Origin of the sequence: Anaerococcus cruorum (assembly GCF_046365495.1) — a bacterium.
GTDB lineage: Bacteria > Bacillota > Clostridia > Tissierellales > Peptoniphilaceae > Anaerococcus > Anaerococcus cruorum.
In genome coordinates this window covers 89,017-112,954 of record NZ_JBGMEH010000003.1, presented here as the reverse complement: position 1 = coordinate 112,954, position 23,938 = coordinate 89,017, and the positions used below count along the sequence as shown (strand labels likewise).

The 23,938-nt window shown below is 31.9% G+C and carries 21 protein-coding genes; 15 read left to right on the top strand and 6 right to left on the bottom strand.

The features are described 5' to 3' along the window. The 4 genes from phnE (ACCQ40_RS03700) to ACCQ40_RS03685 all read right to left on the bottom strand — a co-directional run bounded on the left by phnE (ACCQ40_RS03700) (nucleotide 1) and on the right by ACCQ40_RS03685 (nucleotide 3,555). Nucleotides 1-813, bottom strand: a complete 813-nt coding sequence (gene phnE, locus ACCQ40_RS03700; RefSeq protein ID WP_394011735.1) for a phosphonate ABC transporter, permease protein PhnE — start codon at nucleotides 811-813, stop codon at nucleotides 1-3. Between the two features lie 9 nt (nucleotides 814-822). Further along, nucleotides 823-1,635 (bottom strand): phosphonate ABC transporter, permease protein PhnE, encoded by an 813-nt coding sequence (gene phnE / locus ACCQ40_RS03695; RefSeq protein ID WP_410032648.1) that lies wholly within the window; start codon nucleotides 1,633-1,635, stop codon nucleotides 823-825. A gap of 3 nt (nucleotides 1,636-1,638) precedes the next feature. Continuing rightward, nucleotides 1,639-2,397: a phosphonate ABC transporter ATP-binding protein gene (phnC, locus tag ACCQ40_RS03690; protein ID WP_463049204.1), complete on the bottom strand. Its 759-nt coding sequence runs from the start codon at nucleotides 2,395-2,397 to the stop codon at nucleotides 1,639-1,641. A gap of 81 nt (nucleotides 2,398-2,478) precedes the next feature. Next, the gene (locus ACCQ40_RS03685; protein ID WP_394020404.1) at nucleotides 2,479-3,555 is read right to left on the bottom strand and encodes a phosphate/phosphite/phosphonate ABC transporter substrate-binding protein; all 1,077 of its coding nucleotides are present in this window, start codon (nucleotides 3,553-3,555) and stop codon (nucleotides 2,479-2,481) included. A 230-nt stretch (nucleotides 3,556-3,785) separates the two neighbouring features. On the opposite strand from ACCQ40_RS03685, the gene ACCQ40_RS03680 reads away from it, so the two are divergent. The 14 genes from ACCQ40_RS03680 to ACCQ40_RS03615 all read left to right on the top strand — a co-directional run bounded on the left by ACCQ40_RS03680 (nucleotide 3,786) and on the right by ACCQ40_RS03615 (nucleotide 17,360). Continuing rightward, entirely contained in the window at nucleotides 3,786-4,067 is a 282-nt protein-coding gene (locus ACCQ40_RS03680) for a hypothetical protein (protein WP_410032647.1), read from the top strand. Nucleotides 4,068-4,166: 99 nt separating this feature from the next. Continuing rightward, nucleotides 4,167-5,066, top strand: coding sequence for a DegV family protein (locus tag ACCQ40_RS03675; protein ID WP_410032646.1), 900 nt, complete (start codon nucleotides 4,167-4,169; stop codon nucleotides 5,064-5,066). 595 nt (nucleotides 5,067-5,661) lie between these two features. Then, complete coding sequence (locus tag ACCQ40_RS03670) at nucleotides 5,662-5,856, top strand: hypothetical protein (protein ID WP_410032644.1); 195 nt, start codon at nucleotides 5,662-5,664, stop codon at nucleotides 5,854-5,856. Beyond that, nucleotides 5,829-7,187 (top strand): ABC transporter substrate-binding protein, encoded by a 1,359-nt coding sequence (locus ACCQ40_RS03665; RefSeq protein WP_410032799.1) that lies wholly within the window; start codon nucleotides 5,829-5,831, stop codon nucleotides 7,185-7,187. Before ACCQ40_RS03670 ends, ACCQ40_RS03665 begins: the two co-directional genes overlap by 28 nt. A gap of 65 nt (nucleotides 7,188-7,252) precedes the next feature. Beyond that, on the top strand, nucleotides 7,253-8,182 hold the full coding sequence (locus tag ACCQ40_RS03660) for an ABC transporter permease (protein ID WP_410032643.1): 930 nt from the start codon (nucleotides 7,253-7,255) through the stop codon (nucleotides 8,180-8,182). A gap of 7 nt (nucleotides 8,183-8,189) precedes the next feature. Beyond that, nucleotides 8,190-9,032: an ABC transporter permease gene (locus tag ACCQ40_RS03655; RefSeq protein ID WP_410032641.1), complete on the top strand. Its 843-nt coding sequence runs from the start codon at nucleotides 8,190-8,192 to the stop codon at nucleotides 9,030-9,032. 1 nt (nucleotide 9,033) lies between these two features. Further along, a complete protein-coding gene (locus tag ACCQ40_RS03650) occupies nucleotides 9,034-9,990 on the top strand; it encodes an ABC transporter ATP-binding protein (protein ID WP_410032640.1) in 957 nt (318 codons plus the stop codon). 4 nt (nucleotides 9,991-9,994) lie between these two features. Beyond that, nucleotides 9,995-10,795, top strand: coding sequence for an ATP-binding cassette domain-containing protein (locus ACCQ40_RS03645; RefSeq protein ID WP_410032639.1), 801 nt, complete (start codon nucleotides 9,995-9,997; stop codon nucleotides 10,793-10,795). A gap of 313 nt (nucleotides 10,796-11,108) precedes the next feature. Further along, a complete protein-coding gene (locus ACCQ40_RS03640; RefSeq protein ID WP_410032638.1) occupies nucleotides 11,109-11,636 on the top strand; it encodes a pyridoxamine 5'-phosphate oxidase family protein in 528 nt (175 codons plus the stop codon). Between the two features lie 2 nt (nucleotides 11,637-11,638). Next, on the top strand, nucleotides 11,639-12,886 hold the full coding sequence (locus tag ACCQ40_RS03635; protein WP_410032637.1) for a DUF1576 domain-containing protein: 1,248 nt from the start codon (nucleotides 11,639-11,641) through the stop codon (nucleotides 12,884-12,886). Further along, entirely contained in the window at nucleotides 12,879-13,217 is a 339-nt protein-coding gene (locus ACCQ40_RS03630) for a hypothetical protein (RefSeq protein WP_410032636.1), read from the top strand. The genes ACCQ40_RS03635 and ACCQ40_RS03630 overlap by 8 nt, the downstream gene beginning before the upstream one ends. Nucleotides 13,218-13,391: 174 nt before the next feature. Continuing rightward, nucleotides 13,392-15,188 (top strand): oleate hydratase, encoded by a 1,797-nt coding sequence (locus ACCQ40_RS03625; protein WP_410032635.1) that lies wholly within the window; start codon nucleotides 13,392-13,394, stop codon nucleotides 15,186-15,188. A 175-nt stretch (nucleotides 15,189-15,363) separates the two neighbouring features. Beyond that, complete coding sequence (locus ACCQ40_RS03620; protein ID WP_410032634.1) at nucleotides 15,364-16,425, top strand: PTS sugar transporter subunit IIC; 1,062 nt, start codon at nucleotides 15,364-15,366, stop codon at nucleotides 16,423-16,425. An 11-nt stretch (nucleotides 16,426-16,436) separates the two neighbouring features. Beyond that, complete coding sequence (locus ACCQ40_RS03615; RefSeq protein WP_410032633.1) at nucleotides 16,437-17,360, top strand: 2-dehydropantoate 2-reductase; 924 nt, start codon at nucleotides 16,437-16,439, stop codon at nucleotides 17,358-17,360. Between the two features lie 48 nt (nucleotides 17,361-17,408). Here the strand turns inward: ACCQ40_RS03615 and ppdK are convergent, their stop codons facing one another. Further along, nucleotides 17,409-20,036, bottom strand: coding sequence for a pyruvate, phosphate dikinase (gene ppdK, locus ACCQ40_RS03610; RefSeq protein WP_410032632.1), 2,628 nt, complete (start codon nucleotides 20,034-20,036; stop codon nucleotides 17,409-17,411). A gap of 13 nt (nucleotides 20,037-20,049) precedes the next feature. After that, nucleotides 20,050-20,856, bottom strand: a complete 807-nt coding sequence (locus tag ACCQ40_RS03605) for a pyruvate, water dikinase regulatory protein (RefSeq protein WP_410032631.1) — start codon at nucleotides 20,854-20,856, stop codon at nucleotides 20,050-20,052. Between the two features lie 396 nt (nucleotides 20,857-21,252). On the opposite strand from ACCQ40_RS03605, the gene ACCQ40_RS03600 reads away from it, so the two are divergent. Continuing rightward, entirely contained in the window at nucleotides 21,253-23,892 is a 2,640-nt protein-coding gene (locus tag ACCQ40_RS03600; RefSeq protein ID WP_394020436.1) for a valine--tRNA ligase, read from the top strand. Nucleotides 23,893-23,938: the final 46 nt, after the last annotated feature.

Sequence of the window (23,938 nt, the reverse complement as noted above, 5' to 3'; positions counted from 1 at the left end):
CTATATACCGTAGGCAAGTTTTTTACGGATTCTAGTTGATAATAGTTCTACTACTAAAACTAATATCATAAGAGAAAGTAGGATAACTCCAACTTCATTCCACCTATAAGCATTGATTGCAAAGATAAGTGGAGCACCGATACCACCAGCTCCTACTAATCCTAAAGTGGTAGCATCACGAATATTCATATCAAATCTATAGATAATAGTTGATAGAAAACTTGCAAATAATTGTGGAAGTATTCCAAATCTTATCTTACCCCAAGTATTTATTCCAAGAGATTCAAAGGCTTCTAGGATATTTGTATCAATATTTGCTATAGTTTCTTGAAATAATTTTGTGAGCATACCTATAGATGTAAAGGTCATAGTCATTACCCCTGCAAAAGGTCCAGGACCAGTTACCCTTATAAACATAAGACCATATACAATAGCAGGAATTGTTCTTATTAGTAAAATAAGAAGTTTAAATATTTCTGCCACTATTCTTGGTACAATATTTGCAGATGATAGAAATGCTAGAGGTAGCGAAATTAATGCACCGATTAGTGTTCCAACAAATGCAATACAAATAGTTTCAAAAATTAAATACCATAGGCTGTCTTTTGAAAAATCTGTTAGAAGAGTCATATCTGGATGGATAATTCCTCCTAAAATTGATTTTACAATACCAGTACCTTGAGAATTTACTTTTGAAAAATCCATGACCCCTGATGACCAAAAGAGGATGGCTATGGTTATAATTGTCAAAATAGTACGAATTAATCTATAATTTGGTTCATTATTTAAAACTTTTTCTATTTTTTGATCCATAATTTCCTCCTATGATAGTTTCTTTCTTATCGTCCTAGAAATAAGTTCGATTATAAAAACTGTAATTACTAGGGCAAATAATATTGTCCCAACTCTATGGTAGTCACGCCAACCTATATTTTCATTTATTAATAAACCTAGCCCACCAGCACCTACATAACCTAAGATTGAAGCATAACGAACATTTCCTTCAAAGTTAAAAAGAGCTGTTGATAAATATGTGGGCATAATTGATGGAATGATTCCTTTAAAAAATGCCATTGGTTTGGTATAGCCTAGTGAAATCATAGCTTCATAAGCGCCTAGGTTTTGAGTTTCTATTTCTTCATACATTAGCTTTCCTACATAAGCAAAAGAAAATACAAAGATTGCAAAGGTACCAGCCAAAGTTCCTAGGCCAAAAACGTAAGTTGCAATTAAAGCTATTACTAGAGTTGGAAGTGTTCTTAGTATAGTAAATAATAGTTTAAATATCCAATTTATTATCTTATTATTTACCATATTTGATGCAGCTAAAAAAGCAGCTGGTAAAGATAAAAGAGCACCTAAAAATGATCCAAATAAGGACATTTTTATAGTATCTATGGTAGGGCCTATAACTTTTGGTAGATATTCCCAATCAGGAGAAAATAAATCCTTTAAGATAACTGTTAAATTGCGGCCATTCCTTGCAAGTATTTTGGAGTCATAACCTGTCACCCTGAGTGCAACAATTAGAAAAGCTAGGAGTAAGATTGAAATCAAAAGAGCATTTGATTTCTTTTCTTCAACTACTTTTCCGTTAGAAAGGGTTATGGTTTTTGCTTTAAAAATATTATCCATATTCTACTCCACCACAATATCTTTTGGATCTTGGCCGTAGATATTTCTAATAACATCTTGGTTTACTTCAGTTGGTTTGCCATCAAAGGCTAGCTCACCTTTTTTGATACCTAAAATTCTATCAGAATATTCTAGGGCTGTTTCTACATCGTGGATATTTATTATTACAGTGATGCCATATTCTTTATTTAACATTTTAAAATAATTCATTACTTGGCGGCTAGAAACAGGGTCTAGACTTGCAATTGGTTCATCAGCTAAGATTATTTTTGGATTTTGAACAATAGTACGTGCTAAAGCTACTCTTTGTTTTTGTCCACCAGATAGGGCGTCAGTTCTAGAATAAGCTTTATCAAGGATATCTACACTATCTAAAGCTTCTAGTGACTTTCTTTTCATATCTTTAGTATAAACTCCAAATAGTTTTTGAAAAAAGTTTAGATCTGGTACAAAAGTTGATAGCACATTTTTTTGAGCTGTAGTTCTTTCTACAAGGTTAAATCCTTGAAAAACCATACCAATTGTACGGCGGTAGTCTCTAAGGTTTTGTCCTTTTAGTTTTGATACATCTTTACCATCTACTATTAGTTCTCCGCTAGATATATCATGCATTTTGTTTATAGTACGAATAAGGGTTGATTTACCAGCACCAGATGATCCGATTATAGATACAAACTCTCCATCAGGAATGGTAAGATTTATATCTTTCAATGCTAGAAAACCACCATCATAAGTTTTTGAAACATTTTTAAATTCAATCATTATTATTCCTTTATTTTCTAAAAAATAGGACCTAAAGCCCCTTAGGCATAGGTCCTTATTTTCTTTTATTTTAGATAATTATTAGTTAGCGTCTCTTGCTAGTTTTTGAGCTTCACGTTCAGCATCGTAGGCTGCTGGATCTGCTTTTTCATATCCTTTGTGAGTATAAATAGCAATTACTTCTTTACCTTCATCAGTTTTACCAATGTTGATAAATGCATTTTGTAAAGCTTCAATAAATTCTGGTGTCATTTTTTCGCTAGTTTTTGAAACAGAAATAGTATCATTCATGATTTTATCTGTTACACCGATTACTTGGACATCATCGAAAATATCATTTGCTCCACCAAATTCACCTTGCCATTGTTCAGCATAGTCCATTCTAGCATCCGCATATGTTACTAGTGCATCAACTTGACCTGTAGCAAGTCTAGAGAATGAAGAAGCGTATGAGTCTGCTTGAACAGCATTTGATAAATCTGAGATTGTGTGATCAAATTTATCTTTCATCCAAAGTGATGGGTAAAGGTATCCTGCAGATGATGTTGGTCCCATAACAGCCCAGTTTAACTCGTTAAGATCTTCCCAAGATAATTCTTCGCCATTATTTACTTTTTCTGCTAGGGCTTTTCCTTTTTCAGAAGGACCAGCTAGTACTAAAGCTCTATAAAATGTTACTTGATCATCTATATTTTTAATTGGCGCATTATCATTCCATTCTTTTGGATCATCTGAGTCTACAGAAAGTCCATCACGTGTTGCAGTTAAGATTACATCAACGCCATCATCATAAGTTACATAAGTTCCGCCTGGAATAAATCCTACATCAACAGTACCAGCACTCATAGCTTCACCTGTTGCTTCATAAGAAGTACCTACAGAGATATCTACATCTTCTACATCATAACCTTCTTTAGCAAGTTCATCTTTTAACATGTCTTTTAAAGGTTCTGTTGCTGTGATTATTTCGTCTGGTTCACGAGATGGTACAAATTGAACAGTTAGTTTATCTAATGAAGTGTTCCCATCAGTGGTTTCTGTACTTGCAGTTTCATTTTTAGTTTCTGCATCATTGTTTGCATCATTATTCCCGCATGCTGTAAATGCTAGGGCAGTTGCTAGTGTCATTCCTAGTGAAAAAACTTTGTTTAATTTCATAATTCCTCCTAAAAGTTTCTTTCCAAAAATAATTATACATTAATTGCATTAAAAATTGAATACCGTAAATAAATAGGATAACATAAAGATAGTAATTTTAATATTAATAAGGGATTGCCATGAATATAGATTGTAAGAAAAACAGAAAATTTTATAATAGCTATACTGATTTATGTGATTGTGATATGTGTAAATTCTATTATAAAAATATAAAAAAGTATTATCCGAATTTGGCTAAGTATTTGTATGAAAGAAATATAGACATAAAAAAACCTTTAGAAATAGGATATCCTTATTTAGATGATAAGGGCAATCTTGATTATCCTTTAGTTCAATATATAGTTATAGGTGATTGCAAAAATAACTTTTTATTAAGTTTTGATGATATATTGGTTAGTAAAGGTAAACTATATCCAGAAGTAGATATAGATGAATCATATTTTATAATGGATATTTTTAATGTGACATTTGATAAAAATATTATAAATAAAGAGATTATTAAAAAATTATAAACCAAGGGTATAAGCTCAAGTAAGTGTAGATTACAAGGTAGACTTATCATTAACTTATGATAAAATATAGAGTATTAAAAGTTCCTAAAAGGGGGAAATATGACAGATTACATATTAAGCTGTGAATCAACTATTGATTTATCAGTTGATTACGTAAATAAACTAGATGTAAGCGTAATAAATGCAAATTATGAATTAGATGGTAAAAATTATTTAGATGACTTTGGACAATCACTAAATATGAAAACTTTCTATGACAATATGAGACAGGGTGCTTCTCCTTCTACTTCTAGAATAAATACTGGTGAGTATGTAGAATACCTAAAATCATTATTAGAAAAAGGTCAAGATGTAGTTCATATTTGCTTATCAACTGGTATGTCAAGTCAATATGAATCACTACTTGAAGCTATAAATATATTAAAAGAAGACTTTCCTGAAAGAAAAATTTACCCAATAGACTCAAAAATGGCCTCTGCGGGGGTTGGATTGCTCGTTTCTAAACTATCAAAATTGAAAAAAGAGGGAATGAATGCTGAACAGTTATATAATTGGGCGCAAGAAAATAAACTTCATGTGATAAACTACACTAGCAACGAAAATTTAGAATATGTAGCACGTGGTGGTAGAATATCAAAAACTGCTGCTAGTATAGGAGGAGTTCTTCATATTTGTCCTTTAATAGAAGTAGATGATCAAGGACATATGATAGTTACATCAAAAATAAGAACTCGTAAAAAGTTATTAAAAACTTTACTTCAAAAAATGCAAGACAATGCCATTGGCGGTCAAGATTACAATGATCAAGTATTTATTTCAACAGCTGATAATATAGAATTATCAAACGAAGTAAAAGAAATGATAGAAGAAGCATTTCCTCATATAGATGGTGGAGTAAAAATATTTAATATAGGACCAACCGTTGGTAGCCATATAGGACCAGGAACTATTGCTATATTTTATTGGGGAAAAGAGAGAATGGCTGGTAACAAAAAATAAGTCTTTAATAGGCTTATTTTTTTTAAAATTTTTACTTAGTACAAACAATTAAGCAATCTCTATTTATAAAGGCTATATTAACGAATGTTAAAAAATCTTAGATTATTAAATAAAGATATTTTAGAATAAATTATAGGTAAAATTCGTAACTTTCTAATATAAAGTTAAAAGAAATCTTAATAACTTTTTTCTTTAATTTATAAGGTAGACTATGATATAATTAATATAATATAGTAAAATCCTTGGGTATAAAATTTTCTAAAAATAAGGATGTGCTTAGAGATAAAGTTTAAGGGCAATTCCTATATAAGCTCTCTAATTTTTTAAGCAACTATATAAAGGATAGGATATAAAGTATTTTTTATATTTAGGAGTATTAAAATTGTTAGGTAAATAAAATCGTTGTCTATAAAAATTATATTTTTATCGAAAAAAACTGTATGACTTTATTTAGCTAATTTAATATAAAAAATGCCTATTCATATAAAACATTTAAGAAAGGAAGTTGATAGTTTATTCGTGTATTAGAGGGTATACAAATTAATATATATTAGATACTGTTTCATATAAAGTAATTAAGAAAGGAATATAATTAATGAAAAAGAAAATAATTACTGGAATGCTTTTGGCGATTTCCTTATTTATAACAGCTTGCTCATCAAATGAAAATAGTGAAGCTGAAGAAAAAATCTTAAAAGTTGCAGTTTCAGAAGATACAACAACCCTTGAAACTGATACGGTTATGATGACTATGCTGAAAATATCTTACTCCAAGTTTATGATACTTTAGTAAAAAGAAATGCAGAGGGAGAAATTGAAAACTCACTTGCAGAATCTATTGAAAATCCAGATCCACAAACCTTTAAAATAAAGTTAAGAGAAGGTGTTAAGTTCTCTAATGGAGACCCTTTAACAGTGGATGATGTTATATTTACTCTAAAAAGAGCTGCAGAATCTGAAAAATTCGAACCATTTTACGGAAAAATTGACAAGGACTCTTACGAAAAAGAAGATGACTTGACTTTCTCCTTTAAACTAACTGAACCAGATGCTGCATTCTTAAACTCACTTTCCCACCCAGCTGTTTCCATTCTTTCAAAAAAATATGTCGAAAATGGAGCAGACCTTGCTAATGAGCCTATGGGAACAGGACCTTTTGTTTTAGATGAATGGGTGCAAAATGATCATGCAAATTTTTCAGTAAATGAAAATTACTGGGGTGATAAACCACAAATTGCTGGTATAGAAATGAAAGTTATACCAGAAGCATCTCAAAGAATTATTGAACTTGAAAGTGGTGGAGTTGATTTAGCTTACAAAGTTGATCCAAATGAAATTTCTAACATAGAAGACAATCCTGACCTAAATTTATTTAGAAAACTTGATAACTCAGTTCACTTTATCGGATTTAACATGGAAAAGGCACCTTTTGATAAAAAAGAAGCCAGAGAAGCTATGGTTAATGCTATTGATATGAATTCGATTTTTGAAACTGTTTATATGAATAGTGGAAAACTTGCAACAAGCCCTATCAACCCTAACTTCAAATATTCTATTGCAGATGATTTACCAGAAAATAAAGTAGATAAGGAAAAGGCAAAAGAACTTTTTGCAAAAGCAGGAGTAGGAGAGGGAGATAATCTTTCAATCTACACTTCTGATAATACTCAAAGAGTGAATGTTGCAACAATGATGCAAGCTCAATTAAAAGAATACGGAATTGGCCTAGATGTACAAAGACTTGAATGGGGAGCATTTGTTGACGCACTTAAAAGACAAGAGCATAATATGTTTATTATGAGTTGGAACCCATCTATTGTAGATGCTCACTATGAGTTATTCCAACCATTCCATTCATCAAACAAGGGTCATGGACCAAATTACATGTACTTTGGAAATGAAGAACTTGATAACCTAATGAAGGAAGGTCTTGCAACAGTTGATGAAACTAAAAGAGCAGAAGTCTACAAAAGAGCTCAAGAACTTATAAATGAAGAGTATCCATGGTTATATATATGCTATGGTGAAACACTTGTGGCAGCAAACAGTAAGGTAGAAGGGCTTAAGCTACTTCCAAAATATCCGCAAGAACTTAAAGATGTAACATTATTAGAAAATTAATTTTTAAAAATTCACCAAGTTCTTATTTGGTGAATTTTCTCTTTCTAGCAAAGAAAGGATTATATATGGCAAAATATATATTAAAAAGACTCTTGATACTAATACCTACTCTGTTAGGAATAAGTTTTATAGTATTCTCTCTGCTTTATCTATCTCCAGGAGATGCTGCTCTAGCTGCAGCAGGTCCCAATGCGACAAAGGAAACAGTTGAAGCAATCAGAGAAAGTTTGGGGTTAAATGATCCCTTTATAGTTCAATATGGAAATTATTTGAAAAATTTAGTTTTTCATTTTGATTTAGGTAAAAGTTACCAGTCAGGTATGTCAGTTACCGAGACTCTTTTAAGAGTTTTTCCAACAACAATTAAGCTTGCCAGTGGAGCCCTTATTATCTCTATAATTATGGGAATATCTTTTGGAGTTTTGGCAGCTATAAAGAAAAATACTGCTATAGATTCTATAATTACAGCCCTTGGAATGGTAGGTCTTGCTATGCCAATATTTTGGTCAGGACTTTTACTTATAATAATATTTTCAACTAAATTAAAAGTACTTCCAGCATCAGGATTTTCATCTTTCAAACAGATGATTTTACCTTGGTTTGCTCTAGGTTTTCAATCTTCTGCAGTTATTATGAGGATGACAAGATCAGCCATGTTAGATGTTTTAGATAAGGACTACATTAGGACAGCCTTATCTAAAGGGCTTTTAAAAAGAAAAATTATATTAGTCCATGCCCTAAAAAATGCTATGATTCCTGTTATAACAACAATTGGACTTCAAGCTGGTGGGCTTCTGGGTGGAAGTATATTGACAGAGACAATTTTTTCAATTCCTGGCATTGGTAGATTGATGGTAGATTCTATAAAAACTCGTGATTACCCAATTATTCTTGGAGCAATTTTACTTATTGCCATAGTTTATTTACTAATTTCGATAATTGTAGATATTCTTTATGGTTTTATAAATCCTAGAATAAAAGCAGAGTATAAGTAGGTGCAGTATGCGAGATAGATTTAAAACATTTTTTAAATATTATAAGAGAAATAAACTCGCAGTCGTTGCCCTTGTAATTTTGATTTTAATCATTCTTGCAGCAATTTTTGCGGACTTTCTTACTCCTTATGACTATACTGAGCAAATCCCTCAAGAAAACTTTTTAAAACCAAGTGCAGAGCATATCATGGGTACTGACAATTTCGGTCGTGATATTTTCTCTAGAGTTTTAAAGGGTGCTCAAATTTCTCTAAAGATTGGTTTTACTTCAGTAGTTATTTCTACAGTTATAGGAGTTATAATTGGTGCCTTTGCCGGTTACTATGAAGGAGTCTTTGATGCAATTATAATGAGAATTATGGATACAATATTATCTATCCCACAGCTTGTTCTTGCTATTGCTTTAGCAGCAGCCCTTGGTGGAGGTATGAAAAATCTAATTTTGGCCGTATCCCTATCTTCTATTCCTTCTTATGCGAAGATTGTAAGAAGTCAGGTCATGGCTGTCAAAAACTTAGAGTATGTGGAAGCAGCAAAACTTGCTGGTGTCAATAACTTAAAATTGATTTTTACTGAAATTCTTCCCAACTGTTTTGCACCAATAATTGTTCAAGCAACAATTGGAGTAGGAACAGCAATATTATCGGCAGCCTCTCTTTCATTTATTGGAATGGGAATTATGCCACCAGAGGCAGAATGGGGACAAATGCTTTCGGAGGGCAGGGCTTATATAAGAAACTACCCTCATATTACACTTTTTCCTGGTATGGCTATTGCCCTAACTATTTTAGTTTTAAATATAGTTGGTGATGCCCTAAGAGATGCCTTTGATCCGAAATTTAGGAGGTAGTATGTTATTAGAAATAAAAGACCTTGAAGTTTTTTTCAAAAGTTCTCAAGGTATTGTAAAAGCAGTAAATAAAGCCAATATAAATACTCGTTACGGAAAAACAACGGCTATTGTAGGAGAGAGTGGTTCTGGTAAATCTGTTACAAGTCTTGCTATAATGGGTCTTTTAGATGATTCTTCCATTGAAAAAATATCTGGAGAAATTATTTTTGATGGTAGAAATCTCTTAGATTTATCCGCTGAAGAGCTTAGAAAAATAAGGGGCAATGAAATCTCCATGATTTTTCAAGAGCCAATGACATCACTAAATCCAGCCTTAAAGATTGGCTATCAAATTTCAGAAGTTTTTAGGACCCATCTAAAAATGGATAAAAAAACTGCTAAAGAAAAATCTTTGGAAATGATAAAAAAAGTCGAAATTGATAGGGCAGAAGATGTTTATAACTCCTATCCTCATGAACTTTCTGGAGGAATGAGACAGAGAATTATGATTGCAATGGCTCTTTCTTCTTCTCCAAAGCTGCTCATTGCAGATGAGCCAACGACAGCCTTAGATGTAACTATCCAAAAAGAAGTTTTGGAACTTATGAAAAAGTTAAAAGAAGATATGAACACTGCTATAATTTTTATAAGTCACGATTTGGCAGTTGTATCTGACATAGCAGATTATGTAAATGTAATGTATGCTGGAAGAGTTGTAGAAAGGGGCAGGGCAGAAGATATTTTCAAAAATCCTCTCCACCCTTACACCAAAGGTCTTATAAAATCAATTCCAAGTGCACACATGAAAAAAGAAGAACTTTATACAATTAAAGGTTCGGTTCCAAACCCTATAGGACTTGCTGAGCGTTGTAATTTTTGTGATAGGTGTGAGTATAAGATGGATATTTGTGAGAAGAAAGTTCCTCCTGAAATTGATATTGATGGCCATAAGGTAAGTTGCTTCTTGTATAGGTGATAATATGGAAGAAAAAACAATATTACAAGTTAAAAACTTAGAAAAAGAATTTAAATTAAAAAAGGGAAATAATCTAATAGCCGTTGATAATATTTCTTTTGATCTTAAAACTTCCCATACGCTTGGAGTTGTTGGAGAAAGTGGGTCAGGAAAGTCAACACTTGCAAGAATCATCATGGGCTTATACCCAGATGCTAAGGGTGAAGTTATCTATAATGGTAAAGATATTTTATCTGCAAATAAAAAAGAACTTAAAGATTATAGAACAGATGTTCAAATGATTTTCCAAGATCCGTATTCTTCCCTAAATCCTAGAAAAAAATGTAAAGATATTATTGCATCGGGAATTAGAAATCTACTTGGAGAAAAAGATAATAAAAAAATATATCAAAAAGTTCTAGAAACCATGGAAATTTGTGGACTCTCTGAATATCATATGGATAGGTATCCTCACGAATTTTCAGGAGGACAAAGACAAAGAATATCCATAGCAAGAGCCCTTGCTGTAGATCCTAAAATAATTATTGCAGATGAGCCAACCTCTGCTCTTGATGTTTCCATACAAGCTCAAATAATAAATCTTCTGGAGAATTTACAAAAAGAGTTGGGACTTAGTATGATTTTCATCTCTCATGATTTATCTGTAGTAAGACATGTGGCTGAAGAAGTTCTTGTCATGTACCATGGGAAATGCGTAGAATATGGTGAATCAGAAGAAATTTTTGAAAATCCTAGAAAAGATTATACTAAAAAACTATTATCTTCAGTTCCAGGCAAAAGATTAGCAGCGATAGAACAGATATGAATTTGACAATAGGATAATTAATAGAGTTTGAACTTAAGTTATAAACATAGAATTATATTTTTAAATTAATTTTAAAAGTAACTAATAATTTAATCGGTATGAGATACTAATCTTGTGCCGATTTTTAAATTCCAAATTTTTTATGACTATCCAATAAAATCAAAGATTCTTTATTTATTTTTTTATGGAATTTATTTGTTATTATAACCTTATATAAAATCAATATAGTTTTTTAAACGTTGTCAAGGCTGTATTTGTAGTTTATAATTAAAGTCAAAAGAGGTTTGTAAAATTTATTAGAGGAGGAGAGTTTATGACTGATATTAAAGCTATAGAAAAACGTTATCAAGCATACCAAATTATCGACAGGGCAGAATATGGTCTTATATCTATGGCTAGTAATAACGAAGCTTACGGAGTACCAATGTCTATAATTAGATTAGGTGATAGTTTATATTTTCATACAGGCCAAAAGGGTAAAAATATAGATTTTTTAAAAGAAAATCCTAGGGTTAGCATAAGCTTTATTGGAGAAGTAGAAGTACCAGATTTATATGATAAAAATCAAATAGAAGAAATGGTAACAGATCCAAGTAAGCATGGTAAGTTTGTAAATACAGTTTTTACAACTAACTTTGAGTCTGTAATTGTAAATGGAGATGCAGAGTTACTCTTAGAAGATAAAGAGAAAATAGAAGTTATGCGTGCTATTTGTCAAAAATATACACCGAATATGATTGATTATTTTGATATACCTATAACTAGGAGTTTAAATATCACAAATGTATACAAAGTAAGCATAGAAAATTTTAAAGTTAGAAGTAAAAAAGTGAAAGTTTAAAAATGAAAAAAATAAGTAAGATTAAGTATAAAGATTTTTATATTCTTAGTTTACTACTAATTATTTTTGGTTTAAGCCTAGACTCAGTTTCAAATATCCAAAAAGGTATATTAGAAATAATTAGTGCTCCTAGTATTTTAGTATCAGATTATATGGAAATTGGTGGTCTAGGGGCAAGTTTTGTAAATGCAGGCTTCATGCTTTTTATCTCCCTCATACTTGCAGAAAGAAGTGGAGCTACTATAACAGGTGCCCTAGTTGCAGGTCTATTTACCCTAACAGGTTTTAGTTTTTTTGGTAAGAATATTATTAACTCCCTACCTTTAATGATTGGAGTATATTTATATTCTAAATTTAAAAAAATCCCTATATCTAGTCTCATGCAAGTCATGTGTTTTGTAACTGGTATTAGTCCTCTTATTAGTTTGCTAATATTTGGATTAGATTTTTCTTTACCAGTGGGCCTATTACTAGGATTTTTAGCAGGTATAATAATAGGGTTAATTATAGTTCCGATTTCTGCATCTTTTGTAAAATTCCATGATGGTTACTCTTTATATAACGTAGGATTTACCTTAGGAATTTTGGGAATAATTTTTGCAGGGATACTTAGAATGTTTGATAAAGAAATGCCAATTATTAGTGAAACTTATTCTGGTAATGACAATCATGCATTTTATTTTATTTTAATATTTTGCTTGTTCCTAGCATTCTACGGAATTATTAAAAATAAAGGCTTTAATGGCTATAAGAAAAATATCCTAGATTTAAGTGGTAAGCTTATTACCGATTATACTATTGAAGCAAATAAATATTTGGTAATGATAAATATGGGCCTAAATGGTTTGATTGCTATTTTATTTGTAAAAATGAGTGCGGGTATCTTTAATGGTCCTATCCTTGGAGGTATTTTCACTGTAATGGGTTTTGCAGCTTTTGGTAAACACCCTAGAAATATTATCCCTATAATGCTAGGAGTATATCTTACAAGTTTAATTAATAAATATGATCCTTCCAGTACAACATCAATACTTACTGCTTTATTTTCAACAACTCTTGCACCAATTGCAGGTGAATTTGGATTTCTTGCAGGTATATTTGCAGGATTTATTCATAAGGCTGTCGCAACTAATACAGGACTTATCCATGGAGGAATCAATTTATATAATAATGGTCTAGCTGGAGGTATAGTAGCTGCAGTTTTAGTACCTTTATATAAAAATTTTATAGAAAGGCGTAAACGTGATTAGAGAAAGAGATAAGGCTAGAAAAATTTTAAATGTAATAGTGGAGTATTTTGTTACTCACGATTTTAAAAATATAAGTGCAAATGTTAGCTTAGAGGAGACTTATACAAATATAAATATTAAGGGAGTGGTTAATCCCATATTTATAGATATAGATAAGCTTAAAAAAATTCTAAATCATCCTAGGGTACTAGCTTATGATAATTATTATGACGAATTGCTAGATTCTGATAATCAAGAAGAAATAAAAATAATAGGTTACCTAATAGATGAGGCAGAAGTAAATTTAAATAATAATTTACTAACTATAAATTTAATAAGAAAATATATTTAATAATAATTTAAATATGAAAGAACTTATATAAATATTTTTCTATATAATTATTATACTAATAAAAGAATATAAATGATTAGTAATTAGTTTAGGGGGTAATATAAAAATATAAGATATTTTAACTGATATTATATACCAGCTAAAAAATTTGTCTTATCATAAAGGAGAGTAATTATGAATAAAAAAAGTTATGATGATAGAGTTCACTTTGTAAATGGTAACTACCATTCTCTTGTCAAAGCTAGAAAACCTAAAGATATAGACGATAAAAAAGCATATATAATAGGAACAGGTCTTGCTGCCTTATCTGCTGGTGGATTTCTAGTAAAAGATGCACATATGAATCCAGAAAATATTACATTTTTAGAACAACTAGAAATGCCAGGTGGTAGTTTAGATGGTGATTATAAAGATGAGTACCATGGCTATGTAGCACGTGGTGGTAGAGAAATGGGTCACCATTTTGAGATTCTTTGGGACTTATATAGTGCAGTTCCATCAGCTGAAGACCCTGATCAATCAATCCTAGACCATTTCTTTTATACAAACTTAGATGACCCTAACTACAGTAAATGTCGTATCATCCATAAAAATGGACAAAGATATGATAACGGAAAATTTAACCTAAGCGATAAAGCTTTAAAGGAAATAATAGATTTAACTATTACAGCAGATGATCAATTGGTAAATAAACAAATTGATGAAGTATTTAGTGAAGAAACTTTAGAAAGTGACTTCTGGACCTTATGGAGGTCTATGTTTGCCTTCCAAAACTGGAACTCTGCTTTAGAAATGAAATTATATCTAAACAGATTTATTCACCACGTTGGAGGATTACCAGACTTATCTGCACTTCAATTTACAGAATATGACCAATACGAATCAATTGTAAAACCTATTGTAAAATGGTTAAAAGATCAAGGTGCAAAATTCCAATATGGTGTAACTGTAAAAGATGTTGATTTTGATATAACTGATGAGAAAAAAGTTGCTACTAAATTAGTTATCGAAAATAGTAAGGGAGAAGATAAATCCATAGACTTATCAGAAAATGATTTAGTATTTATTACTAATGGATCTATGACAGAATCAACAAGCTATGGAGATGATGATACTCCAGCAACTCTAACTGCTGATCTTGGTGGTAGTTGGGAATTATGGAGAAATATAGCCTTAAAATCTGACGAATTTGGTCATCCAGATAAATTCTGTTCAGATGTAGAAAGAACAAATTGGGAATCATGTACAGTCACAGTACATGGTGGAGAAGTAATTGATTATATAGAAAAAATTACCCAAAGGAGTCCATATACAGGTAAGACTGTGACAGGTGGTATAGTTACTGTCCATGACTCAAATTGGTTAATGAGCTGGACAATAAATAGACAACCTCAATACGTTGGTCAGCCAAAAGATGATGTATGTGTTTGGGTATATGGACTATTCTCAGATAAAAAAGGTAACTATATAGATAAGCCAATGAGAGATTGTACTGGTAAAGAAATTACCAAAGAATGGTTATATCATATAGGAGTTCCTACATCAGAAATTGACAGATTAGCTAAAGATTGCTCTGCAATTCCAGTAATGATGCCATATATCACAAGCCATTTTGAACCACGTGAGTTTGGCGATAGGCCATACGTAGTTCCAAAAGGAGCAGTTAACTTTGCTTTCTTGGGACAATTTGCAGAAACATTAGATAAACCAGGTAGAGATACAGTATTTACAACAGAATACTCTGGTAGAACTGCTATGGAAGCTGTCTATGCTCTATGCGGAGTTGAAAAAGGAATTCCAGAAGTATACGCTTCAAGATACGATATAAGATACCTAATGAATGCAGTAAGTGCATTAAATGATTATGAAAAACCAAATCTACCAGTTCCAAAACTAGTAGCTAAAGGAATAAAAGATAGAGCAAAAGGAACAGATATAGAAATCTGGTTAAAAGAAAATAATTTGATTTAACCTTACTTAATCCCCAAAGTTTAAGCTTTGGGGATTTTTATTATTAAAATATAGCCGATATTATATTTGTTGTTTGAAATAAAACATTATAATAATTTACTTTAATACAAAATGTGATTTATTTGACAATCTTTATCTTATGTTTTATTATATTAGTATATTTTAGGGAGGTTATATGGATAAAAGTATAAAACCTAAAAACTTCTTGATGAATGTGCTAAATGGAACAGCTCAGGCTATAGTAATAGCTCTTATACCAAATGCGGTATTAGCTGTTATCTTAAAACTATTTCCTGATTCTACATTCGCAAGTGAGTTTTTAAGAATTGTTCAAGTATTTCAATTTTTTACTCCACTTATGACTGGATTTTTAGTTGCAAATAATTTTGGTTTAACTGCCATGCAGCAAGCAGCTGTAGGTGGAGCATCTATGATAGGCTCAGGAGCCTGGAAATATGTAGAAGCTACCATAAATGGAAGTACGGCTCCTATTTTTCAGCTGGCAGGTATTGGTGATTTAATCAATACTATGATAACTGCTGCCTTAGCTGTTTATTTAGTGCTTTTGATAGGTGATAAGTTTGGATCTTTAAATATTATTCTCTTACCGATAGTAATAGGGGCTGGAGCTGGATATTTAGGATTTAAATTACTTCCTTATGTTTCGAAAATAACGTTTTTTATTGGACAAGGTATAAACTCTTTTACTAATTTACAACCATTTTTAATGAGTTTATTAATTTGTATTGCATTTTCTATAATAATAATTAGTCCAATATCAACAGTAGCTATTACTTTAGCAATAGGACTTGATGGTATGGCAGCTGCAGCAGCTGGAATGGGTGTAGCAACTTGTGCATATTTTTTAACAATAGCAACAGCAAAAAATAAAAATAATGGTAAAGGTGTTCCGATTGCAATATTTCTTGGTGCGATGAAAATGATGATGCCAAACTTTTTTGCAAATCCAATTATGGCTTTACCTATAGCGATATCTGCTGCAATCACTTCTATACCAGTATCAATTTTTGGTATTGTTAATACACCTGAGACTGGTGGCTTTGGGCAAGTAGGATTTGTAAGTCCCATAGCATCTTTAGAAGGACCTGGGATGAATGTTGTTTTAATGTTAATTTGTTGGTTTGTGATACCTATATTAGTGACATTTGTAGTTCATTATATCTTTGAACGTTTTGTAAAAATTTATGATGAGTCTATTTTTGAATTTAAAAATTAGGAGGAGTATATATGTTAGTTTATATTGCAGGTAGTGGTGCAATGGGATGTACTGTTGGATACCATATTCAAAAAAATACTGATAGTGAAGTAATATTATTAGACTACTGGCAAGAACATATTGATAATATAAATAAAAATGGTTTAGAAGTGACTGGCAAAGTAGAAGATAAAATTGAAATTGTGGCCTTAAAACCAACTCAAGCTAGTAGAAAAGCTGACTTAATAGTTGTAATGACAAAATCTATGAAACTTGATAGTATGATGCAAGATGTATCTCACCTTATAGATGAAAATACGCAAGTACTGTGCCTATTAAATGGTATGGGGCATGAAAGAATTTTAAAAGAGCATGTAAACCTTGATCAAATTAATATGGGTGTTACAGTATGGGCAGCTGGTATCAATGGTCCAGGCTCTATAAATATTTCAGGAATTGGTTCTATAGATGTTCAAAACATTGGTGGTAATGAAGAAGAAGGTAAAAAGGTTGCTGATTTATTAGAGCAAGCAAATTTACATACTAAATATGATAGTAATGTTATGCATGCTATTTGGAGAAAAGTAATGGTAAATGGAACTATGAACTCAACATCAGCACTTTTAAAATGTAAGATAGGAGAATTTTTCTCAACTAATGCCCATAAGAAAATAGTTGATGATCTTGTAAATGAATTTGTTGAGGTAGGAAATGCTGATGGTATAAAACTAGATAAAAAAGAAATGTTAGACTATATCTATCAAACATCTGAATCGGCAAAAGATCACTATCCATCTATGTACCAAGATTTAGTAAAAAACAATAAAAAAACAGAAATTGATTTTATAAATGGGGCAGTAGTTGAAAAAGGCAAGAAGCATAATATTGAAACCCCTTACAATGATTTAATAACTCAGTTAGTGCACGCTAAAGAAGAACTACAGAAGGCAGAGTAAATATTAAATAGATAAGACCTGGCATATACCAGGTCTTTTATTATTTACTTAATTTTCTTTTTTCTCAATAGCAGCTTGGGCAGCAGCTAGTTTTGCAATTGGTACTCTAAATGGTGAGCAGGATGCGTAGTCTAGTCCAACATTATATAAATATTTTACAGTTGATGGTTCACCGCCGTGTTCTCCACAAATTCCTAAATGTAAATCTTTATTAGTAGCTCTACCTTTTTCTACAGCTGTTTCTACTAGGAAACCAACACCTTTTTGGTCTAGTACTTGGAATGGATCTTTGGCAAATAAATCTTTTTCTAGATATAGTGGTAAGAATTTACCAGCATCATCTCTTGATAAACCAAAGGTCATTTGTGTAAGGTCGTTGGTACCAAAGCTAAAGAAGTCTGTGATTTCTGCAATCTCATCTGCAGTTATTGCAGCTCTTGGTATTTCTATCATAGTACCTACTAGGTATTTTATTTCTTTTCCTTTTTCTTCAAATACTTGTTTGATTTCATCATTTACTTCATCAATTACATATTTTAATTCTTTTACATCACTTGATAGAGGAATCATTATTTCTGGAATGACTTCATTGCCTTCTTCATGGCAGTGAATGGCAGCTTGAATGATGGCTCTAGCTTGCATACGAGAAATTTCTGGATATCTTACTCCAAGTCTAAGTCCTCTAAAACCTAACATTGGGTTTACTTCTTCTAATTCTGTGATTCTTTCTTTAACTCTTGCTGGTTCTATACCAAGTTCTACTGCTAAATCTTTTATTTCTGCTTCACCCCTTGGTAAAAATTCGTGAAGTGGTGGATCTAGAAGTCTAACAGTTACTGGTCTATCACCCATAAGTGTATATATTTGATAGAAGTCATCTTCTTGCATTGGCAATATTTTATCTAAGGCAGATTTTCTTGTTTCAAGGTCATTTGCTAAAATCATCTTACGTACTTGGAAAATCCTATCTTCTTTAAAGAACATATGTTCTGTACGGCAAAGCCCGATTCCTTCTGCGCCAAATTCTAGGGCTTGCTCTACATCTCTTGGAGTATCTGCATTTGTTCTAATTTTCATATCTCTAAATTCTTCAACCCATCCCATGAATGTACCGAAATTTCCTTCTAGTTGTGGTGATTGAGTTTCAAGAGATCCTATGAATATTTCACCTGTAGATCCATTTAGAGAAATAGTATCATCTTTAGTATAAACTTCATCTCCAATTCTCATAGTTCCTTCATCTTCATTTACATGGATATCGCTGGCACCGGATACACAGCATTTACCCATACCACGAGCCACTACTGCAGCATGGCTTGTCATACCACCGCGTGCAGTTAAAATTCCGTTTGCTTTTACCATTCCTTCCAAATCTTCTGGAGAAGTTTCTTCACGAACTAAGATTACATCTTCACCATCTGTTGCTCTTAATGCTGCATCTTTTGCGGTGAAAGCAATTTTTCCAACTGCAGCTCCTGGAGAAGCTGCTAGGCCTTTTGCAACAGCTTTATTTTTTTTCGTTGCTTCGTTTGTAAAGGTAGGGTGAAGCAATCCGTCTAAGTCTTTTGGATTTACTCTAAGAACTGCTTGTTTTTTATCAATTAATCCTTCTTCGACCATATCTACTGCAGCTTTTACGGCAGCATGGGCAGTTCTTTTACCATTTCTTGTTTGAAGGAGGAATAATTTTCCTTCTTGGATGGTAAATTCCATATCTTGCATATCTTTATAATGCTCTTCAAGTTTTTTAGCAGTACTTGCAAATTCTTCATAAACTTCTGGCATAGCTTCTTTTAAGGTAGCTATTTCTTGTGGAGTTCTTACACCTGCTACAACATCTTCACCTTGAGCATTAATTAAATATTCACCAAATAATTTATTTTCACCAGTTGCTGGGTTTCTTGAAAATGCTACACCTGTACCAGAATTATCTCCCATATTTCCAAAAACCATGGACTGAACATTTACTGCTGTTCCCATAGCATCATCAATATCATTTAGTCTTCTATAAAGGATAGCGCGTTCATTACCCCAAGATTTAAACACTGCAGAAATAGCAAGGTCAAGTTGCTCACGAGGATCTTGTGGGAAATCTTCTCCCTTTAATTCATTATATTTTTCCTTATATTCATCTACTAATTCTTTTAAGTCTTCTGCGCTAAGCTCAGTATCAAGGTCTACGCCTCTATCATTTTTCTTAGCGGTTAATAATTTTTCAAAATTATTTTTATCAAGACCCATAGCCACATCTGCAAACATTTGAATAAATCTTCTGTAAGAGTCGTAGGCAAATCTTTCATTTTCGGTTTTTTTAGCTAAACCTATAACTGCATCATCATTTAATCCTAGGTTTAAAATAGTATCCATCATACCTGGCATAGAGATAGGTGCACCTGATCTAACTGAAACTAAAAGTGGATCATCAGTTGAACCAAAGGTTTTCCCATTGGCTTCTTCAAGGCCTTTTATATGTTCAGAAACTTCTTTATTTAAATCATCCCATAACTTTTGTTCTTCTTTATAAAATCTTGTACATGCCTCAGTGGTTACAGTAAAACCATAAGGAACTGAAATTCCCATAGTTGTCATCTCTGCAAGGTTTGCACCTTTACCACCTAAAAGAGCTCTCATTTCTTTGTTGCCTTCATTAAAACCATAAACATATTTTTCGCTCATGTTTTTCCCCTTTCTAATTTACATTTTCGATACTACTTATTATGTATTCTGAGATTTCCTCAATAGACTTATATGTAACATCAATAATATGACAATCTAAGTCTTCCATTAGTTCATTTGCATAGGCAAATTCTTTTTCTATACGGTCTAAATCAGAATAATTAGAATGTGATGGTAAGTTTATAGACTTAAGTCGTTCTTGTCTAATTTTTTGCAGCCTATCTTTATCTAGGATAAGGCCAAATATTTTTTTAGAATCAATTTCAAAAAGCTCACGAGGTAATCTAGAGTCTAATATTATTGGAACATTTATTACTTTATATCCGATACTTGCAAGGTACACAGAAAGAGGAGTTTTGGAAGATCTTGAAACTCCTATAATGCAAATGTCACAATATTTTAACCCCTTAAAATCTCTACCATCATCGTACTTTATAGCAAAATCCAAAGCATCCAGACGTTTATAATGGTGAACTATTTTATAATCATCATCTGTTAATCCATCAATAGGGCTTATCCCTAAAAATTTGCTAATTTTATTTAGGGAATAGCTTGTGTAATCGATAGTTAAGATATCTTCGATTTTACTAAATTCGCTAATAGTTTTATTATGGTCCGGGTCATTTAAAGAATTGAAAATTATTTTTGAACCTATATCTTTTCTTATTTCAACAAATATCTCAGATAGAGCATCAGTAGATTTTATGTTAGCAAATGTTTTCTCTTCATATTTAACTTCAAATTTTTCCATAGTACTTTGAGCTAACCTTAACATACCAATTCCATCTGTATCAGATATAATATATACAAATAAATCCATATAATTTCCTCCTCCAACCCTAAAAATATTATAACACTAAAACATAAATATGAAAATATTTTCACATAAAATTTTAAGGGCTTTTTTAGCTTATTATTTACCTAATTAGAGTAAAAGTATGTTTTTGACAAAAATATTTCTCGTAATATAATAATAAAAGAATTAAATATGAAATAGTAAAAGAGGAGTAGACTGCAAGTACTTTCAGAGAGAAGATGGTTGGTGCAAATCTTTAGTTACAAGCTTTTGAAGGTTGCTTTTATATATATTTCAGTGTGGTACGCATAAGTACAATAAGAGTCTTTTAATAATAAAAGGAATTTAGGTGGTAACGCGATAACTCGTCCTAGAGCTATGGCTTTACCACCTTTTTTAATGAAATTTAAAGGAGAAACAATGGAAACAAAATATAATCCGAGTGGATTTGAAAAAGAAATCTATAAAAAATGGGAAGATGGTGGATATTTTAAAGCTGATGTAAATAAAGATAAAAAACCATTTACGATAGTAATGCCACCACCAAATGTAACTGGACAACTACACTTAGGACACGCTTTAAATAATACGATTCAAGATATAATCATTCGTTATAAAAGAATGGCAGGTTTTGAAGCCCTTTGGATACCAGGCACAGATCACGCATCTATATCTACAGAAGCAAAAGTAGTTGGAAAAATCCGCAGCGAAGGTCATACAAAAAAAGAACTTGGCCGTGAGAAATTTTTAGAAGAAGCTTGGGATTGGACCCACGAATACGGTGGTACAATAAAAAGACAATTAAGAACTATCGGGGTTTCTTGTGATTGGGACTATGATAGCTTTACTATGGATGAAAACCTAACTCGTGCTGTAAAAAGAGTTTTCAAAAAAATGTATGATGATGGTTTAATTTACCAAGGAAATAGAATTGTAAACTGGGACCCAGAAGCAGAAACCGCTATATCAGATGCAGAAGTTTACCACGTAGAAAAAGAAGGCAATCTTTGGTATATCAAATACTTTTTTGAAGATAGTGACGAATATATTACAATAGCAACAACCCGTCCAGAAACTATGTTTGGTGACCTTGCAGTTGCAGTAAATCCAGAAGATCCTAGATTTAAAGATAAAATTGGAAAAAATTTAATATTACCAATAGTAGGTAGAAAGATTCCACTAATTGAAGATAGCTATGTAGATATGGAATATGGTACAGGTTGTGTAAAAATAACACCAAGCCATGACCCTAATGACTTTGAAGTTGGAGAACGCCACAATCTTGGTCAATGTATTGTAATTGATACAAAAGGACATATTACAGATGATTATGGAAAATATTCTGGCCTTGATAGATACGAAGCTCGTAAACTTTTAGTTAAACAATTAGAAGATGAAGGTTACCTAGTAAAAACTGAAACTTTAACTCACGCTGTAGGTTACAGTGAAAGAACAAAAGTTGTTATAGAGCCACTTGTTTCTAAGCAATGGTTTGTAAAAATGGATGAGCTTGCAAAAATGGCTGCTGAAGTTTATGAAAATGGAGAATTAAAATTAATTCCAGATTCTCTAGGTAAAACTTACATGAACTGGCTAAATAATATTAGAGACTGGACTATTTCTCGTCAACTTTGGTGGGGACACAGACTACCAGTTTTCTATACAGATGATGGAGAAATAATAGTTTCAGAAGAAGATCCAGATGAAGAAGGCAAGCTAAATGGAGTTCATGTTACTCAAGAAGAAGATACTCTAGATACATGGTTCTCATCAGCACTTTGGCCATTTGCAACCCTAGGTTGGCCAGTAGAAAATGATAGACTAGATTATTTCTTCCCAACAGATATTTTAGTAACAGGATATGACATTATATTCTTCTGGGTTATTAGAATGGTATTTGCTTCTTTATATACAACAGGGGAAGTTCCATTTGATCACGTATTATTTACAGGACTTATTCGTGACCCACAAGGTAGAAAAATGAGTAAATCTCTAGGTAATGGTGTAGACCCAATCGATGTTGTAAATGAATACGGGGCAGATGCGCTAAGATTTACTTTAATTACTGGAAATAGTCCAGGAAATGACATGCGCTATGATGAAAAAAGAATCATAGCTAGCCGTAACTTTGCCAATAAATTATGGAATGCAACTCGTTTTGTTCTAATGAATATAGAAGAAGGCGATGACCTAGACTTTTCAACCGTAGAAAATCTCGCCCTAGAAGATAAATGGATTTTAAAACGTCTAAATAATGTTATAGAAGAAGTTACAAAAAATCTTGAGAAGTATGAAATCGGTCTTGCAGCAAGCAGGATAGAAGACTTCATTTGGGAAGAATACTGTGACTGGTACATCGAATTTGCCAAACTACGATTAAATGGAGATGATGAAGCAGCAAAATCAGATGTCAAAAAAGTATTACTATATGTATTAAACAAAATGATAGCCCTACTTCATCCATTTATGCCATTTATCACAGAAGAAATCTACTCAGCACTTCCAAACAAAGATGACATGCTTATAGTAGAAAACTGGCCAACATTTAATGAAGACTTTGAATTTACTAGTGAAGAAGCAACAGTAAACTCAGCAATAGAGGCAATCACAGCTATTAGAAACCAAAGAGCAACCCTAAATGTAGGGGCAAAAACTAAACAAGATTTAATAATCCTTGCAGAAAATGAAGAATATAAAGATTTACTAGCAAATCTAAAAGGACAATTTAAAAATCTTGCAAATTCAAACGAAGTAGATATCTATCTAAAAGAAGAATTTGATGGAGATAAAGAAAACTTAGTAAACTTAGTATTTAACGAATTTTCAGTCCTAATGAGCCTAGATGATTTAATGGACTATGAAAAAGAACGTGCTCGTTTAAAAGATGAGATAAAAAGACTAGAAGGCGAAATTAAAAGAGCAAGTGGTAAGTTAAATAACGAAAACTTCGTAAGCAAGGCTCCAGAAGCAGTTGTAAATGAAGAACGTGAAAAACTTGCTAACTATGAAGATTTACTAGCAAAAACTAGATTATCACTTGAAGAAATAAAAAATAAATAAATTTAATTAGAATGTCAATTATTTTGTAAAAATAAATTGATATATA